Annotated in this window: 14 protein-coding genes; 3 read left to right on the top strand and 11 right to left on the bottom strand. The window is 62.3% G+C overall.

The genetic code is table 11. From position 1 onward, the window contains the following. Positions 1 to 9 precede the first annotated feature (9 nt). The 5 genes from AC5PZ0_RS20280 to AC5PZ0_RS20300 all read right to left on the bottom strand — a co-directional run bounded on the left by AC5PZ0_RS20280 (position 10) and on the right by AC5PZ0_RS20300 (position 7,666). Positions 10 to 2,844: a secretin and TonB N-terminal domain-containing protein gene (locus AC5PZ0_RS20280; RefSeq protein ID WP_493855625.1), complete on the bottom strand. Its 2,835-nt coding sequence runs from the start codon at positions 2,842 to 2,844 to the stop codon at positions 10 to 12. 169 nt (positions 2,845 to 3,013) lie between these two features. After that, on the bottom strand, positions 3,014 to 3,976 hold the full coding sequence (locus AC5PZ0_RS20285; RefSeq protein ID WP_493855626.1) for a FecR family protein: 963 nt from the start codon (positions 3,974 to 3,976) through the stop codon (positions 3,014 to 3,016). Between the two features lie 110 nt (positions 3,977 to 4,086). Further along, a complete protein-coding gene (locus tag AC5PZ0_RS20290) occupies positions 4,087 to 4,587 on the bottom strand; it encodes a sigma-70 family RNA polymerase sigma factor (RefSeq protein WP_027594280.1) in 501 nt (166 codons plus the stop codon). Positions 4,588 to 4,787: 200 nt separating this feature from the next. Further along, a complete protein-coding gene (gene gbdR / locus AC5PZ0_RS20295; protein ID WP_493855627.1) occupies positions 4,788 to 5,894 on the bottom strand; it encodes a choline metabolism transcriptional regulator GbdR in 1,107 nt (368 codons plus the stop codon). Positions 5,895 to 6,289: 395 nt separating this feature from the next. Beyond that, positions 6,290 to 7,666, bottom strand: coding sequence for an L-serine ammonia-lyase (locus AC5PZ0_RS20300; protein ID WP_099452656.1), 1,377 nt, complete (start codon positions 7,664 to 7,666; stop codon positions 6,290 to 6,292). Positions 7,667 to 8,140: 474 nt separating this feature from the next. Here AC5PZ0_RS20300 and AC5PZ0_RS20305 point away from each other — a divergent pair, with 474 nt between their 5' ends. The 3 genes from AC5PZ0_RS20305 (at position 8,141) to choV (ending at position 11,193) form a co-directional block, all read left to right on the top strand. Next, the gene (locus AC5PZ0_RS20305) at positions 8,141 to 9,088 is read left to right on the top strand and encodes a choline ABC transporter substrate-binding protein (RefSeq protein WP_027594277.1); all 948 of its coding nucleotides are present in this window, start codon (positions 8,141 to 8,143) and stop codon (positions 9,086 to 9,088) included. Between the two features lie 81 nt (positions 9,089 to 9,169). Further along, positions 9,170 to 10,018 (top strand): choline ABC transporter permease subunit, encoded by an 849-nt coding sequence (gene choW / locus AC5PZ0_RS20310; RefSeq protein ID WP_172960399.1) that lies wholly within the window; start codon positions 9,170 to 9,172, stop codon positions 10,016 to 10,018. Next, positions 10,015 to 11,193, top strand: a complete 1,179-nt coding sequence (gene choV / locus AC5PZ0_RS20315) for a choline ABC transporter ATP-binding protein (protein ID WP_027594275.1) — start codon at positions 10,015 to 10,017, stop codon at positions 11,191 to 11,193. The genes choW and choV overlap by 4 nt, the downstream gene beginning before the upstream one ends. Positions 11,194 to 11,312: 119 nt before the next feature. Here the strand turns inward: choV and hisF are convergent, their stop codons facing one another. The 6 genes from hisF to AC5PZ0_RS20345 all read right to left on the bottom strand — a co-directional run bounded on the left by hisF (position 11,313) and on the right by AC5PZ0_RS20345 (position 16,251). After that, positions 11,313 to 12,083 carry an imidazole glycerol phosphate synthase subunit HisF gene (gene hisF / locus AC5PZ0_RS20320; RefSeq protein WP_027594274.1) on the bottom strand — a complete coding sequence of 257 codons (771 nt, stop codon included), beginning with the start codon at positions 12,081 to 12,083 and terminating at the stop codon, positions 11,313 to 11,315. Between the two features lie 10 nt (positions 12,084 to 12,093). Then, complete coding sequence (hisA, locus tag AC5PZ0_RS20325; RefSeq protein WP_016484508.1) at positions 12,094 to 12,831, bottom strand: 1-(5-phosphoribosyl)-5-[(5-phosphoribosylamino)methylideneamino]imidazole-4-carboxamide isomerase; 738 nt, start codon at positions 12,829 to 12,831, stop codon at positions 12,094 to 12,096. 27 nt (positions 12,832 to 12,858) lie between these two features. Beyond that, positions 12,859 to 13,119, bottom strand: coding sequence for a DUF2164 domain-containing protein (locus AC5PZ0_RS20330; RefSeq protein WP_027594272.1), 261 nt, complete (start codon positions 13,117 to 13,119; stop codon positions 12,859 to 12,861). After that, on the bottom strand, positions 13,120 to 13,758 hold the full coding sequence (gene hisH, locus AC5PZ0_RS20335; RefSeq protein WP_493855628.1) for an imidazole glycerol phosphate synthase subunit HisH: 639 nt from the start codon (positions 13,756 to 13,758) through the stop codon (positions 13,120 to 13,122). Then, on the bottom strand, positions 13,759 to 14,352 hold the full coding sequence (gene hisB / locus AC5PZ0_RS20340) for an imidazoleglycerol-phosphate dehydratase HisB (RefSeq protein WP_027594270.1): 594 nt from the start codon (positions 14,350 to 14,352) through the stop codon (positions 13,759 to 13,761). Between the two features lie 237 nt (positions 14,353 to 14,589). Continuing rightward, the gene (locus AC5PZ0_RS20345; protein ID WP_027594269.1) at positions 14,590 to 16,251 is read right to left on the bottom strand and encodes an OFA family MFS transporter; all 1,662 of its coding nucleotides are present in this window, start codon (positions 16,249 to 16,251) and stop codon (positions 14,590 to 14,592) included. Between the last annotated feature and the right edge of the window lie 350 nt (positions 16,252 to 16,601).

The raw sequence follows: 16,601 nt of genomic DNA on the forward strand, positions 1-16,601 counted from the left end.
TTTATGGGGTCAGAAGCGGTAGCCGACTTCCAGCCAGTACTGGCGGCCGACTTCATACGTGGTGCGGACGGTGCTGCTGTTACTGACGATCGAGTTGACCTTGTCAGTGACGTTGGTCACGTCCACAGCAACAAACAGCGCCTGCTCCCTGGCGGTGGGCATTTCCCATTTCACGCGCATGTCCCAGGTGGGTGCGCCAGCCACCGAAGCGGTGTCGTAAACGGCCAGGGCCTCGCCGTCCACATCGGCGGTGCGGCCGGTGTCGATGATCTGGTCGTACGCACCCCGGTAACGAAAGAAGTTGCTGATGCTCAGGTGCCAGCGCGGGATCTCGGTAATGGTGGTCAGGCGCGCGGTCCAAGGGCGGTTGAAGTCGCTGGCCGGGAGTTGGCTGTAAGCCATGCGTTTGCCGTCGTAGAGCACATCACCATCCGCGTATTCGGCGTCATTGAAGCCAGCTTCATAGGTGCTGTAGGCATTCTTGCTGCGCGACCAATCCAGTGCCAGTTGCAGGCTGGTGACACTGCCCAGCACCCGCAATGGCTGATTGGGCGTAACGGTCAGGGACAGGTTGTCGCTCTCGCTCGCACCCGCATTCACGTAGGTGTAGTAAATGGCCTGGTAGCCCTCAAGGGGATCAAGGCCAAGCACCCGCGACGAGGACCGCACCACCTGGTCCTTGCCCTTGCGGTGTAAGTACTTCAGGCGAAAGTCAGTGTTCAGCCAGCGCTGTTCCAGGCCGAGCATCAGTTCATCGTCGTAAGGGATGTTCATGTCTGAAAAACGGTTGGTGTTCAGCGTTTGCCGACCGACCCACTCACTGGTCTGGCTGCTGCGGGTATAGGTGGTGTTGAAGCCCTGGCGGCCATCGGCAAGGCGGTACTTGAACAGGTTGCGGCCGTAATAGCGGTTGGCGCCGAAAACCAGCACCGTGCTGCGGTCGCCGAAGAAGTCGTAGTCACCGGCAAAGCGCGGTGAAAGGGTCTTCTGCTGCATGTAGTCATCGCCTTCGAAGCGCACGCCCGGGCGCAGGCTGAGCTTGCCTATCTGCATTTGGTCGTCGATGAACACGGCGTAAGCATTTTCGGTCAGGTCCAGCTTGCCTGCGTTGTACTGGGTACGCAGGTTCGCCCACTGGCGGCTTTTCCCGTTGAGCAACGGGCTGACGGAGCACCACGGATCGTCGCCTGCGCAGCGGGTTTCGTCGTCGCGGCTAAACCCGCTCACGCCCTGCCCGGTTGCTTCGCGCTCCCACTCCGCGTGCTTTTGCGACAACTCAAGGCCTGTCGTGAACGCGTGGCTGGTACCGGCGAAATCGAACGTCTGCCATTGGCCCTTGAGCGTGTAATCAAGACCGCGCTGACGCTGGTCCAGATTGCCGAACGAGCCCTCACCGCTGCGGGCTGTATTGCCGGTGGGGTTGCCCCAGTTCTTCTCATCGGAGTAATACCAGAACACCGTGTCCTTGCTGTCGGCCTCTCGCGAGCTGTACAGGTTGGTAAGCGCCAGCGTGTGCGTCCAGCGCGCTTGGTCACCTTCCCAGACGGCCTTCAGCGAGCCCTGCCAGCCGCCATTGGTGTTGGTGAAATCGGAGTCGAGAAAATTCTGCCGGAAAAACACGTTCTCCTGAGGCGCGTGGATGAACGAGCCTTCCAGCGTCAACCGCTCGTTGACGTCCCAATAGGTCTTGAGCATGTAGTTGTCGAGCTGGCGGGTCTGGTCCGCGCTGCTGTCGGCATTAGGGCTGCTGTAACCATTTTCGTAACGGTTGAGCGGGATCACCGAGCGGCGCTGGGAAAAGCTCAGGATGGCACCGAAATTGTCGGTCAGGTGGCCCTCGAGCATGCCTCGCAACGTGGTCTTCTCGAACTCCGGCTGGTACTGCTCGGAAGAGGCGTGGTCGAAGCTCTCCTGATCGGCTTCGGTAATGTGGTAGCGGGTCCACTCCGAGCGGGTCAGTGCATAGGAGATCTTGCCGTGCAGTTCTCTGCTCGGGCGACGGGTGATGGCATCGATCACGCCGCCATTGAAGCCACCGTATTCGACTGGGACGTTGCTGTCGTAGACCTTCACTTCCTGCAGCAGGTCAGCGTCCAGGGCTATGCCGTGGGGGTTGCTGGGCGCGGCATCGAATTGGCGGTTTTCACTGTAGCCATGGGCGCCAGGGTCCAAGTCGTTATTGATCGAAATGCCATCGATCATGAAGTTGTTCTGGTAGAACTTGGCGCCGTTGATGCTGATGTCGGCGGGGTCGATTTCGCCCGGGGTGTTGGAGCTTTTTTGCGCGCTGGAAAATTGCACGCTCGGGTGCATCTGCAGCAGGGTCGTGATATCGCCATTGGCCCCAGGGAAGGCACGGATGGCCTGATTGCTGATGACCGTGGCACCCAGGTAACCATTGTCGCCGCTATCGCCCAGCACCAAGGTGTCATGCAATTCCATAGGGCCGGCATCTGCATCGCTGTGCAGGAGGCGCAGGCTTACCACACCACCGTCGTAGTCCCAGGTCAGGCCACTGCCAGAAAGCAGGCGAGCCAATGCCGCTTCGTTGCTGAAACGCCCCTGCACGGCATTGCTTTGCGCGCCCTCTAGCAACTGCGCATCGGCGGTCATTTGCAGACCGCTTTGCTGGCCGAAGGCGATCAACGCGCCAGCAAGGTCCTGCGCCGGGATAGCAAAAGCATGCACTTGCGCCAATTGCGAAGAGGCGGCGGCCTCACCTGCCGACACTGCAGGCACGATCAGGACACAGCCTGCGCCAAGCAGCGTACTGCGGGCCAAATGCTTCAGGCGCAACGACCACCCCCGCGCTTGGCGAGGCATACGGCTTGTTGTTTCAGTCATCCCACATCCCCACCCCGGGCAATCGCCGGGCTGCAAAATTGAATACGAATCGGTATCAGTTATTGCGCGCGGGGAAGAAGACGGGGCAGTGCGGGGATTTTTCAGAAAATTGTGAAATTAGTTTTTTTGTGACGCGTTTTTTGGGGCCGCAAAGCGGCCCCCGGCAATCTCAAGGCTTACTCAGCACCAATAACCAAGGCCCATAGCTACGCAGCTCTCCGCCATGCGGCCGGACCACCGCACGCAGCGCCGCCTCGGGTTTGCGCAGGTCATACACACCGGTGACGCGCTTGGCCCCCAGCGCATCGTCACGCAGCAGCACCTTGCCCGGCAGGTAGCGCGCCAGCTCCGCAACCAGTCCGGCCACCGTCTGGTCATCGGCAATCAGTTGCCCTTGACGCCAGGCGGCCGCCTGCGCGGGCACGAAGGTGTGCACCTGTACCAGCCCGTCGTCATAGCGCAGCCGCTGCCCTGCAGTCAGCGCACCGGACAGCACATGCCCATCGCCGCTGTCCTCGACCCGCACCGACCCGTGCTGCACATCCACCCCTACCCTGCCTGGCCGCAGTGCGACGTTGAACGCCGTCCCGGTCACCGTCACCTGCACCGCCTGGGCACGCACGTGAAACGGCTTGGCTTTGTCGGGGGTGACCTGGAAAAAGGCCTGGCCGGTGAGCAGGCGCACATCACGGTGATCACCCGCATAGTCCACAGCGATGGCCGTGTCGCTGTCCATCTGCACCACGCTGCCATCGGCCAGGGTGATGTCGCGTGTTTCGCCCTGGGCCGTGCGGTAGTCGGCCTGCAGCCGCAGGCTCAAGGAAGGCGCCAGCGCCACCAACAGGCAGGCAGCGACCGCAGCGCCCAGCCACCAGCGGCGCCGAGATGTGCGCGGCACAGGCAGACGCAGTACCTCAGCTTGCGGCCATTGCGCGGTGGTAGCAGGGGCCAGTTGCCCCGTCAGCTGCCACACCCGCTCGGCTTTGCGGTAGGCCTCGGCGTTGGCCGAATCGCTGGCGCACCATTGCTCGAACTCGGCACGCAGCGGCCCATCCTGCGGGGCCTGCTGCAGGCGCAGGAGCCAGTCCAGGGCCTGCTCGCGGCGGCTGGATACGAGGTCTGCTGGCGTCATGTCCGGCACGTCTCCTGGGGGCTGAGGGGCGCGAAGGGTCGCGAAGGGTCGCACAGAGTCGGCCCGATGAGCAAAGGACGCGCCAGCGCCTGGTTTTTTCAACTGCCCCGTCAAAGGTCGTCCTCCAGCCGCGCCATGCAATGGCTCATGGCGTCGCGCACCAGTTGATGCACCAAGCTCACGGAGACGTTCAGGTGGTTGGCCACCTGCTGCAAGGTGAAGCCCCCTAGGCGGTGCATTTCGAAGGCGATGCGGGTGCGTTGCGGCAGCTCTTCGAGGGCTCGGCTGATGGCGTCCAGCTCGTTCTGCTGGCTGACCGCCTGCTCGGGCGAGGCACTGCTCGACGGCAGCTCGGCGAGGATTTCGTCGCCGTCTGGCTGGGCTTTTTCGGTGGCGGTGCGGCGGGTCTGATCCAGGGCCAGGTTACGCACGATACGGTAGAGGTAGCTGGCCGGGTGGCGGATGTCGGCATCATCCTGCTGCCCACTGAAACGCAGCCAGGCTTCCTGGACCACATCCTCGGCGCGGGCACGGCAGCCAACAATCGGGCGCGCATAATCGACCAACGCCGCCCGATGGGCCAAGTACAGCTGCAGTTTGTCGTCCGCCACGGGGTGGTATGCCAGGGAGTATCGGGGGCGGCGATGTTACCCGTAGTCGAGAATCATTATCAATACATGATCACGGGCGGTGTTCACGTGTAGGAGCAGCCTTGTGCTGCGAAGAGGCCGGTGACAGCTTCATATAACGAACCTGTTTTCACCGGCCTCTTCGCAGCACAAGGCTGCTCCTACAAACGGGCGCGTAGCGTTTACAGCCTTACGCTGGCGAACGTCGACTCGTTGCGTGCCTGGCTCAGGGCCGCCATCGGCCCGCTGTGCGGCGACAGGGTCATGGCCTGCGGGATCGGCATCATCGCCACCTGCTGCGCGGTGTTGGAGCCCACGCGCTCATCACGCGGCGGAATGCCGAAGTACTCGCGGTAGCACTTGGAGAAATGCGGGGTAGAGACGAAGCCACACACCGAGGCCACTTCGATGATCGACATCGGCGTCTGCTTCAGCAACTGCCGCGCGCGGATCAGGCGCAGCTTCAGGTAATAGCGCGACGGCGAGCAGTGCAGGTACTTCTGGAACAGGCGCTCGAGCTGGCGCCGCGACACCGACACATACACCGCCAGTTCGTCGAGGTCGATCGGCTCTTCCAGGTTGGCCTCCATCAGCGCGACGATTTCCTGCAGCTTCGGCTGGTTGGTGCCGAGCATGTGCTTGAGCGGCACGCGCTGGTGGTCTTGCTCGTTGCGAATGCGCTCGTAGACGAACATCTCGGAGATCGCCGCCGACAGTTCACGGCCATGATCGCGGCTGATCAGGTGCAGCATCATGTCCAGCGGCGCGGTGCCACCGGAGCTGGTGAAGCGGTTGCGGTCGAGGGTGAACAGGCGGGTGCTCATGTTGACCCGTGGGTAGGCCTCCTGCATGGCGGCCAGGCATTCCCAGTGCACGCTGCAATCGAAGCCGTCGAGCAGCCCGGCACAGGCCAGCGCCCAGCTGCCGGTACACACCGCGCCCAGGCGCCGCGACTGGCGAGCCTGCGCCTGCAGCCAGGTCACGTGTTCACGGGTAACGGTGCGCTGAATGCCGACACCGCCGCAGACGATCACGGTGTCGATCGGCGGCGCATTGTGCATGGCCGCGTCGGGGGTGATCTGCAGGCCATCACTGGCCCAGACCTGGCCGCCATCGACGGTCAGGGTGTGCCAGCGGTACAGCTCGCGGCCGGAAAGCTGGTTGGCCATGCGCAGCGGCTCTACCGCCGACGCCAGGGAAATCAGGGTGAAGTTGTCCAGTAGAAGAAACCCGATGGACTGGGGAGTTGTGCGGTTCTGGGTTGGATTCCCGGAGGTGTACGACGTCATCGCGATTTCTCCTCACACAAATGCAGGGTGTGCCTCAGGCGGGCACTGATTTTTTTGTTATGGCCCCCTCTTCGTAGGTAGGGGCTTGTTGCCAATCACAACGCAAACGCCGTGCCTGAAATTGAACGGCTATCCGAAAAAACCTGAAAACGACGCCTTTACTCGGCAAATCAGGGCCTTCGGCGCGGGCTGGCTGAACTTCTGGAACCGCCGTGCTAGGCGCGCTCCTTGTAACTGCTGAGCACTTTGGTGACACGTGTCTTGTGGGTTGCCCAGAAACGACACTCTTAAGTGTCACCGACAATGCCCACACTCATCGCGACATCTGACGGCCGGTCATGCACAAACGCCCCATAGTGGGGCGTCGTGGTGACCAGCAGCGCGTGATTAGCGCATCAGCATTCGATGGCGCTGACCGCCAGGCCGCCGCGTGAGGTCTCTTTGTACTTGTCGTGCATGTCGGCGCCGGTGTCACGCATGGTGCGGATCACCTGGTCGAGGGAAATGAAGTGTTCGCCGTCACCGCGCAGGGCCATCTGCACCGCGTTGATCGCCTTGACTGCGGCAATCGCGTTGCGCTCGATGCACGGCACCTGCACCAGGCCACCGACCGGGTCGCAGGTCAGGCCAAGGTTGTGTTCCAAAGCGATTTCGGCGGCGTTTTCCAGTTGTGGCGGTGTCGCCCCCAACACTTGCGCAAGGCCTGCCGCCGCCATGGCACAGGCCGAACCGACCTCGCCCTGGCAGCCGACTTCGGCGCCGGAAATCGAAGCGTTCTTCTTGCACAGGATGCCGACCGCTGCCGCCCCGAGGAAGAAGTCGGTCACGTTCGACTCGTCCACCACATCACTGAAGCGCATGTAGTAGTGCAGCACCGCCGGGATGATGCCCGCAGCGCCGTTGGTGGGCGCGGTGACCATGCGCCCGCCAGCGGCGTTTTCTTCGTTGACCGCCAGGGCGAACAGGTTGACCCACTCCATGGCGCTCATGGTCGAGCCGATCACGTTGGGCTTGCCGATCTCTTGCAAGCTGCGGTGCAGCTTGGCGGCGCGGCGCCGTACGTTGAGGCCACCGGGCAGCGTGCCTTCGTATTTCAGGCCGTTGGTGACGCACTCCTGCATGGCTTGCCAAAGCTTCTGCAGGCCGGCGTGGATCTCTTCCTCGCTGCGCCAGACCTTCTCGTTGGCCATCATCAATTGCGACACGCTGAGGTCGTTTTGCTTGCACAGTTGCAGCAGCTCGGCGGCACTGTTGAAGTCGTAGGGCAATACGGTCTGGTCGGCGTCCAGCACACCGCTGGCGGCCTGCGCAGCATCGACCACAAAGCCACCGCCCACCGAGTAGTAGGTGTCGCGGTGCAGCTCGCCCTGCGCGCCTTCGGCGATCAAGGTCATGGCGTTGGGGTGGTACGGCAGGTTCTCGTCCAGCAACAGCATGTCGCGGGCCCAGACAAACTCGATGGGCAGGCGGCCGGCCAGCAGCAGGGTGTTGGTTTCGCGCAGGTCGGCGATGCGAGGGACGATCTGGGTCGGGTCGATGGCGTCCGGCCAGTCGCCCATCAGGCCCATGATGGTGGCGTTGTCGGTGCCGTGACCGATGCCGGTGGCCGAGAGCGAACCATACAGCCGCACCTCGACCCGTTTTACCTGCTCCAGTTCGCCGCGCTCGCGCAGCCCCTGCACAAACAGAGCGCCAGCCCGCATGGGGCCGACGGTGTGGGAGCTGGAGGGCCCGACACCAATCTTGAACAGGTCGAACACGCTGATGGCCATTGTCGAATCACCTCTTGCTGGGCTTGTCTCTGCGCGCCATGCGCAGGGCGGGGCAACTGCTAGGCTGAAGCTGCGAGCCGCCATGAATGCACGCATCATCGGCCTTTTGCCTACCCCTTCGCCGTCTGCAACCGACGTAGTTTTGTCCAGCTGCGCCGTGCTGTTTTTACCTGAGGTACTGCCGTCTTCACGCCGTTTTCCAGCGGCCTGGTGACGCAAAAACGCGGCCGAGGGGGTGGAAAAATCCATATGCGACATCGCCAGTACTGGATACGACCCGTTCCGTACTGGATACGACCCGTTCCGTACTGGATACGACCCCACCAGTAGGCGATTGCCCGGCGCTGGAGGATTATCAAAAGCGACTCGTATAGCACGGCCACGCAACCTGCCCTCTGCAGGCCTGGTCGACCGGACCTTCAGAACGCCCGGCGACCCACGCGAACCCGAAGACAAAATCACAGGAGTCCATCCATGAAAGGTTCACCCTCGCTGTTGTTGGTTGCGTTGTTGTCCACCCCGCTGCTGGCCCAGGCCGCCGAGCCTGAGCAGTGCCAGACGGTACGTTTCTCCGATGTCGGCTGGACCGACATCACGGTGACGACAGCCACCACAAGCGTTGTGCTCGAAGCCCTGGGTTACAAGACCCACACCACCATGATCTCGGTACCGGTGACCTATAAGTCGCTGGCCACCGGCAAGGACCTGGACGTGTTTCTCGGCAACTGGATGCCGACCATGGAGAACGACATCAAGCAGTACCGCGACGCCGGCACCGTCGAGACCGTGCGCGCCAACCTGGAAAACGCCAAGTACACCTTGGCCGTGCCCCAGGCGCTGTATGACAAGGGCCTGAAGGATTTCAGCGACATCCCCAAGTTCAAGAAAGAACTGGACGGCAAGATCTACGGCATCGAGCCGGGTAACGACGGCAACCGCACCATCCAGAGCATGATCGACAAGAACGCCTTCGGCCTGAAGGACGCCGGCTTCAAGATCGTGCAGTCGAGCGAGGCCGGCATGCTGTCGCAGGTCGACCGGGCGCAAAAACGCAACGAGTCGGTGGTGTTCCTGGGCTGGGAACCGCACCCGATGAACACCCGCTTCAAGATGCAGTACCTCACCGGCGGGGATGATTTTTTCGGCCCCGAATTCGGCAAGGCAACCGTATTGACCAACACCCGCAAGGGTTACGTGCAGGAATGCAGCAACGTTGGCCAACTGCTCAAGAACCTGTCGTTCGAGCTCAAGGATGAAAGCACCATGATGGGCTATGTCCTGGACGACAAGATGAAACCCGAAGCAGCCGCCAAGAAGTGGCTTAAAGACAACCCCGGCAAGCTGGATACCTGGCTGGCAGGCGTTACCACCGTTGATGGCAAACCCGGCCTTGAGGCGGCCAAGGCCAAGCTGGCGCAATAACGCACCACGCAATAGCGCTACCTCGGGGCGGGACCGTGCCCGCCCCGGACTGATTTCAATCTTTGCAGGTGGAAGCTCGCTATCATGCTTATCGATCAGAAAATACCCCTGGGGCAGTACATCGCGTCGTTCGTCGAATGGCTGACCCAGAACGGCGCGAATTATTTCGACGCCATCGCGCAAGGCCTGGAGTTCATGATCCATGGCGTCACCAGTACCCTGACCTGGTTCAACCCGTTCGTCCTCATCGCCCTGTTCGCCGCCCTGGCGCACGTTATTCAGCGCAAGTGGGGGCTGACGGCGTTCGTTGCGCTGTCGTTCCTGCTTATCTTCAACCTGGGTTACTGGCAGGAAACCATGGAAACCCTGGCGCAGGTGACCTTCGCCACCGTGGTCTGCGTGGCCATTGGCGTGCCGCTGGGCATCGTCGCCGCGCATAAACCGATGTTCTATACCGCCATGCGCCCGGTACTCGACCTGATGCAGACGGTACCCACCTTCGTTTACCTGATCCCGACCCTGACCCTGTTCGGCCTGGGCGTGGTCCCGGGGCTGATCTCGACGGTGGTGTTCGCCATCGCCGCGCCGATCCGCCTCACCTACCTGGGCATTTGCGATGTGCCACAAGAGCTGCTCGACGCCGGCAAGGCCTTTGGCTGCTCGCGCCGTCAGCTGCTGACCCGCATCGAACTGCCCCACGCGATGCCGAGCATCGCGGCCGGTGTCACCCAATGCATCATGCTGTCGCTGTCGATGGTAGTCATCGCGGCCCTGGTGGGCGCCGACGGCCTGGGCAAACCTGTGGTCAACGCACTGAACACCGCCGATATCTCCCTGGGCTTCGAAGCGGGCCTGGCGATCGTGCTGCTGGCGATCATGCTCGACCGTATCTGCAAGCAACCGGAAGTCACGGTAAGGGGTGAAGCATGAGCATCATTCGGTTCGAAGACGTCGACGTCATCTTCTCCAACAAACCGCGCGAGGCATTGTCGCTGCTCGACCAGGGCAAGACCCGCGAGCAGATCCTCAAGCAGACCGGCCTGGTGGTGGGTGTCGAAAAAGCCAACCTGGATATCGAGAAAGGCGAAATCTGCGTGCTCATGGGCCTGTCCGGCTCGGGCAAGTCGAGCCTGCTGCGTTGCATCAACGGCCTGAACACGGTCAGCCGCGGCAAGCTGTTCGTCGAGCATGAAGGCAAGCACATCGACATCGCCCACTGCACCCCGGCCGAGCTGAAGATGATGCGCACCAAGCGCATCGCCATGGTGTTCCAGAAGTTCGCCCTGATGCCCTGGCTGACGGTGCGCGAGAACATCAGCTTTGGCCTGGAAATGCAGGGCCGCCCAGAGAAAGAGCGGCGCAAGCTGGTGGACGAGAAGCTTGAACTGGTTGGCCTGACCCAGTGGCGCAACAAGAAGCCCGACGAGCTGTCCGGGGGTATGCAGCAGCGGGTGGGCCTGGCCCGAGCGCTGGCGATGGATGCCGACATACTGCTGATGGACGAACCGTTCTCGGCACTCGACCCGCTGATCCGCCAGGGCCTGCAGGACGAACTGCTGGAGCTGCAGCGCAAGCTGAGCAAGACCATCGTGTTCGTCAGCCACGACCTGGACGAAGCGTTGAAGCTGGGCAGCCGCATTGCAATCATGAAGGACGGGCGGATCATCCAGTACAGCAAGCCCGAAGAGATCGTACTGAACCCGGCGGACGACTATGTGCGCACCTTCGTTGCCCACACCAACCCGCTGAACGTGTTGTGCGGCCGCAGCCTGATGCGCAGCCTGGACAACTGCAAACGGGTCAATGGGTCGGTGTGCCTGGACCCGGGTATCGATTCATGGCTGGACATTGGCGAAGGCGGCTCGCTCAAACGTGCACGCCAAGGCCAGAACGGCCTGGATATGCAGAATTGGGCGCCAGGGCAGAATGTAGAGTTGCTGGAGCGCAGGCCGACGGTGGTGCACGCCGATATCGGTATGCGTGAGGCGCTGCAGATTCGTTATCAGACGGGCAACAAGCTGGTGCTGCAGGATAACGACAAGGTGGTGGGGATTCTTGGGGATACCGAGCTTTACCACGCGTTGTTGGGCAAGAACCACGGGTGATGCCATTGGGGCCGCGTTGCGGCCCATTCGCAGCACAAGGCTGCTCCTACAGGGGGCGCGTATTCTTGTAGGAGCAGCCTTGTGCTGCGAATGGAGGGCAACGCCCTCCCAGCAATGGCTCAGCGAACGACGATCCCGCGCGAAGCCATGTAAGCCTTGGCTTCCGGAACGGTGTACTCGCCAAAGTGGAAGATACTGGCCGCCAACACCGCGCTGGCATGCCCTTCCAGAATCCCGTCCGCCAGGTGCTGCAGGTTACCCACCCCACCCGACGCAATCACCGGAATCCCCAGCGCATCGCTGATGGCCCGGGTAACGCCCAGGTCAAAGCCGTTCTTCATGCCGTCCTGGTCCATGCTGGTCAGCAGGATCTCACCGGCACCCAGGCCTTCCATCTTCTTCGCCCACTCCACCGCATCCAACCCGGTCGGCTTGCGCCCGCCATGGGTGAAAATCTCCCAGCGCGGCGTTTCACCCGGCGCGGAGACCTTCTTGGCATCGATGGCAACGACGATGCACTGCGAACCGAAACGGTCCGCCGCCTCGCCCACGAACTCTGGGTTGAACACCGCAGCCGTGTTGATCGAGACCTTGTCGGCACCGGCATTGAGCAGGTTGCGGATGTCCTGCACGGTGCGCACGCCACCGCCCACAGTCAGCGGGATAAACACTTGGCTGGCCATGCGCTCGACGGTATGCAGCGTGGTGTCGCGGCCATCGACGCTGGCGGTGATGTCGAGGAAGGTGATTTCGTCGGCACCCTGCTCGTTGTAGCGACGGGCAATTTCTACCGGGTCGCCGGCATCACGGATGTTCTCGAACTTGACGCCCTTGACCACCCGGCCGTTGTCCACGTCCAGGCAAGGGATGATGCGCTTGGCCAGTGCCATGGTTCAGTCCTCAGCCTTGGTAGTTGTCGCAGAAGGCCTGGGCCTCGGCGACATCGAGGGTGCCTTCGTAGATGGCACGGCCAGTGATGGCGCCGATGATGCCAGGGGCCTTGGCGTCCAGCAGGGCCTTGATGTCGCCCAGGTTGTGAATGCCACCCGATGCGATCACCGGAATGCGCGTGGCTTCGGCCAGGGCTTTGGTGAAGGGCACGTTGCAGCCCTGCATCATGCCATCCTTGGCGATGTCGGTGTAGACGATCGCCGAGACGCCATCGGCCTCGAAACGCTTGGCCAGGTCGATGACCTGAACAGTGCTGACTTCAGCCCAGCCGTCGGTGGCGACGAAGCCGTCCTTGGCGTCCAGGCCAACGATGACCTTGCCCGGGAAGGCCTTGCAGGCCTCGGCGACGAACTCTGGCTGCTTGACCGCCTTGGTGCCGATGATGACGTAGCTGACGCCCGCCTTGACGTAGTGCTCGATGGTTTCCAGCGAGCGAATGCCGCCGCCGATCTGGATCGGCAGAGTCGGGTAACGCTTGGCGATGGCGGTGACCACTTCGCCGTTGACCGGCTGGCCTTCGAAGGCGCCGTTGAGGTCGACCAGGTGCAGGCGGCGGCAGCCACCCTCGACCCATTTGGCGGCCATGCTCACCGGGTCATCGGAAAATACCGTGGAGTCTTCCATGCGGCCCTGGCGCAGGCGCACGCAGGCACCGTCCTTCAGATCGATAGCGGGGATAATCAGCATCTTGGGAACCTGTCTATTTGTTGGGTTTCAGGGCTTCTCGAGTGCCCACAGGTCGCTCTCGATGCTCTCGAACCGCTCCTTGAGGTGCAGCTGAACATCGGCAATCGCCCTGTTGTAGTAATGGGGTGCAATCTCTTTGCTGAACAGGTCGAGGACCTCGGCCACTTCAAACGACCCCAGCTGCAGCTCGAAACGGTCTTCGAGAAAACGCTTGAGCGTATCGAGCGCTTCGCGCTCCTGCTCGGGGGCCAGGGTAATGATCGGGGCCTTGGTCTTCGATCGGCTCATTTACCAGCGCCCGTCCCAGGCGACGAAGTTCTGCAGCAACTGCAGGCCATGGGTATGGCTCTTCTCTGGGTGGAACTGCACGGCAAAGCGCGAGCCGTCGGCCAGCGCGGCGGCGAAGTCGACGCCATAGTGGCCGCGACCGACCAATTGGCTCGGCTTGCCGGCATTGATGTAGTAGCTGTGCACGAAATAGAAACGTGCGCGGTCAGGGATGTCGTGCCACAGCGGATGGTCGTTGGCCTGGCTGACTTCGTTCCAGCCCATGTGCGGCACCTTCAGGTGCTCGCCATCCTCTTGCAGGCCCTTGCCGAAAAACTTCACCTGGCCTGGGAACAGGCCGATGCAGTCGACGCCGTTGTTCTCTTCACTGTGCTCGAGCAGCGCTTGCATGCCGACACAGATGCCGAGGAACGGGCGGTCCTGGCTGACTTCACGCACCAGGCTGTCGAAGCCCAGGCGACGGATTTCGGCCATGCAGTCGCGAATCGCGCCCACGCCTGGGAACACCACGCGGTCAGCCTCGCGGATCACCGCGGCGTCGCTGGTGACCAGTACCTTGCCGGCGCCGACATGCTCGAGCGCCTTGGCCACCGAGTGCAGGTTGCCCATGCCATAGTCGATTACGGCTACCGTCTGCATTTACAGGCATCCCTTGGTGGAAGGCATCTGCCCGGCCATGCGCTCGTCCAAGGTAATGGCCATGCGCAGCGCGCGGCCGAACGCCTTGAACACGGTTTCGATCTGGTGGTGGGTGTTGTGGCCACGCAGGTTGTCGATGTGCAGGCTCACAAGGGCGTGGTTGACGAAGCCCTGGAAGAACTCCTGGAACAGGTCGACATCGAAGCCACCGACCGTGGCGCGGGTGTACGGCACGTGCATCTGCAGGCCTGGGCGGCCAGAGAAGTCGATGACCACGCGCGACAGCGCTTCGTCCAGCGGCACATAGGCGTGGCCGTAGCGGAAGATGCCTTTCTTGTCGCCGATCGCCTGGGCAAATGCCTGGCCCAGGGTGATACCGACGTCTTCGACGGTATGGTGATCGTCGATGTGCAGGTCACCCTTGCACTCGATGTCCAGATCGATCAGCCCATGTCGGGCGATCTGGTCGAGCATGTGTTCAAGGAAAGGCACACCGATATCAAATCGGGCCTTGCCGCTGCCATCTAGGTTGATCGAGCACTTGACCTGGGTTTCCAGGGTATTGCGCTCGACGGAAGCCTTACGTTCGACCATCACCAGCTCCGCAAAATCATTGGGCGAAAAGGGCTCCATTATAGGCCCAGAACGCGCCAGCTTGAAACGCGGATGACATATGGCAAAGCAAGCAATCACGGGGGGTAGATGCCGTTACAGGTCTATACAAGCTGTGAATCTGGGGCTGCGTTGCAGCCCTTTCACCGGCAAGCCGGCTCCTACAGTGACCGCGCAGGGCTTGAGCAACTGAAGATCCTGTGGGAGCCGGCTTGCTCATCAATGGAACAGTACAGCCGTCTTCTGCAGCGTAATCCACACCCCCCAAGCCAGCGGCACAACCACCGCAGCCCAGGCGATCAGCACCAACGGCAAGCTGCCCGGCGCGGCATGCCACTCCAGCGAACGTGCGCCATCGGCACCCTTGTCATGGCTCAGCGCACGCTCGGCGGCCAGTTGCTGGTCGCTCATGAAGTGCTTGTCGGCCACCGGGCGAATCAGCATGTTGCAGATAAAGCCCAGCACCAGCAGGCCCGCAAGGATATACAGGGTCATGTCATACGCCGCCGCGCGCTCAACGCCCGCCGCCAGCTGCGACTCGCGCAGGTAGGTGATCAGCACCGGCCCCAGCACGCCCGCCGCCGCCCAGGCCGTCAGCAGGCGCCCATGAATCGCACCGACCATCTGCGTGCCGAACAGGTCGGCCAGGTACGCCGGCACCGTGGCAAAGCCGCCACCGTACATCGACAGGATGATGCAGAACGCCGCCACGAACAGCGCCACGTTGCCCAGGTGCCCCATGTTCGGCACCAGGCTGTAGAGGCCCACGCCCAAGGCGAAGAAGGCAAAGTAGGTGTTCTTGCGGCCAATGTAGTCAGAGAACGACGCCCAGAAGAAGCGCCCGCCAATGTTGAACAGGCTCAGCAAGCCGGTGAAGCCCGCTGCGATGGCGGCAATTTGCGCCAGCTGGGTGGCGTTCAGTTCGCTGAAGCTCAGCTCGTTGCCCAGCAACTTACCGGCGAACACTTCCTGCAACAGCGGCGACGCCATGCCCAGAATACCGATGCCGGCCGAGACGTTCAGGCACAGCACCAGCCACACCAGGGCGAACTGTGGGGTTTTCCAGGCCACGCTGACGTGCACATGGCGGTCGGTGACCATGCCATTGCCGGCCTTTTTCGCCGGGGCGGTCCAGCCCTCAGGCTTCCAGCCGGTCGGTGGCACGCGGTAACCCAGGGCGCCGGCCGTCATGAACACGAAGTAGATCGCCGCCATCACCACGAAGCTTTGCCAAACCCCGACGTCTTCTGCGCTGCCAAAGTGGCCCATCAACGCGGTCGCCAGGGGGGCGCCGACCATCGCGCCACCGCCAAACCCCATGATCGCCATGCCGGTGGCCATGCCGCGTTTGTCCGGGAACCACTTGATCAGCGTCGACACCGGCGAAATGTAGCCCAAGCCCAGGCCAATGCCGCCGATCACACCAGAGCCCAGCCACATCAGCCACAGCTGATGGGTCTTCACCCCAATCGCCGAGATCAGCATACCGCCGCACCAGCACAGCGCCGACACCAGCCCGGCCTTGCGCGGCCCGGCGTGTTCCAGCCAGCCGCCAAGCACCGCGGCCGAGCAGCCGAGGAACACGAAGAACAAGGTGTAGATCCAGCTCAGCATCGAAATCGGCCAGTCGCACTCGGCGCTGAACAGGCGGGCGATGAACCCCATGTCCGCCGAGCAGGCCACCGGCGCAGTGATGCCGATGGCTTGCGACAGCGGCAACCAGAACACCGAGAAGCCATAGGCCATGCCGATACACAGGTGGATAGCCAAGGCGGCCGGTGGCACCAGCCAACGGTTGAAGCCCGGACGGGCGATGATGCGCTCCTTCGACAGGAAGCTCGGCGCACCGGCCAAGGTGCCCGCCGTGACGTTACTGCTCATGGGTTTGATCCTTTTTGTATGGCCTTTACTGGGCGACGCACCGCGACAATGGGTCGCGGGCACACCGAAAGCGGCGCAAGGTTACCAGCACCCGGTGGGATGAAAGCAATCTGATATCGTGGATTTTTCTGTAGCTGAAACGGTATTTCGGTTCGCCTGTACCGGCCTCTTCGCGGGGCAAGCCCGCTCCCACATGATCGGATGAACCCTGTGGGAGCGGGCTTGCCCCGCGAAGAGGCCGGTACAGGCAACACAAAAGGAACTGCGAGAACTGCGGCTGTCGAAAGCCGCAACATCTGATCCATTCGTAGGGAAATGCCCTGTATCTCTTGCCGGATACGCAGGGATAA

Source organism: Pseudomonas sp. 5.2 (assembly GCF_059025405.1).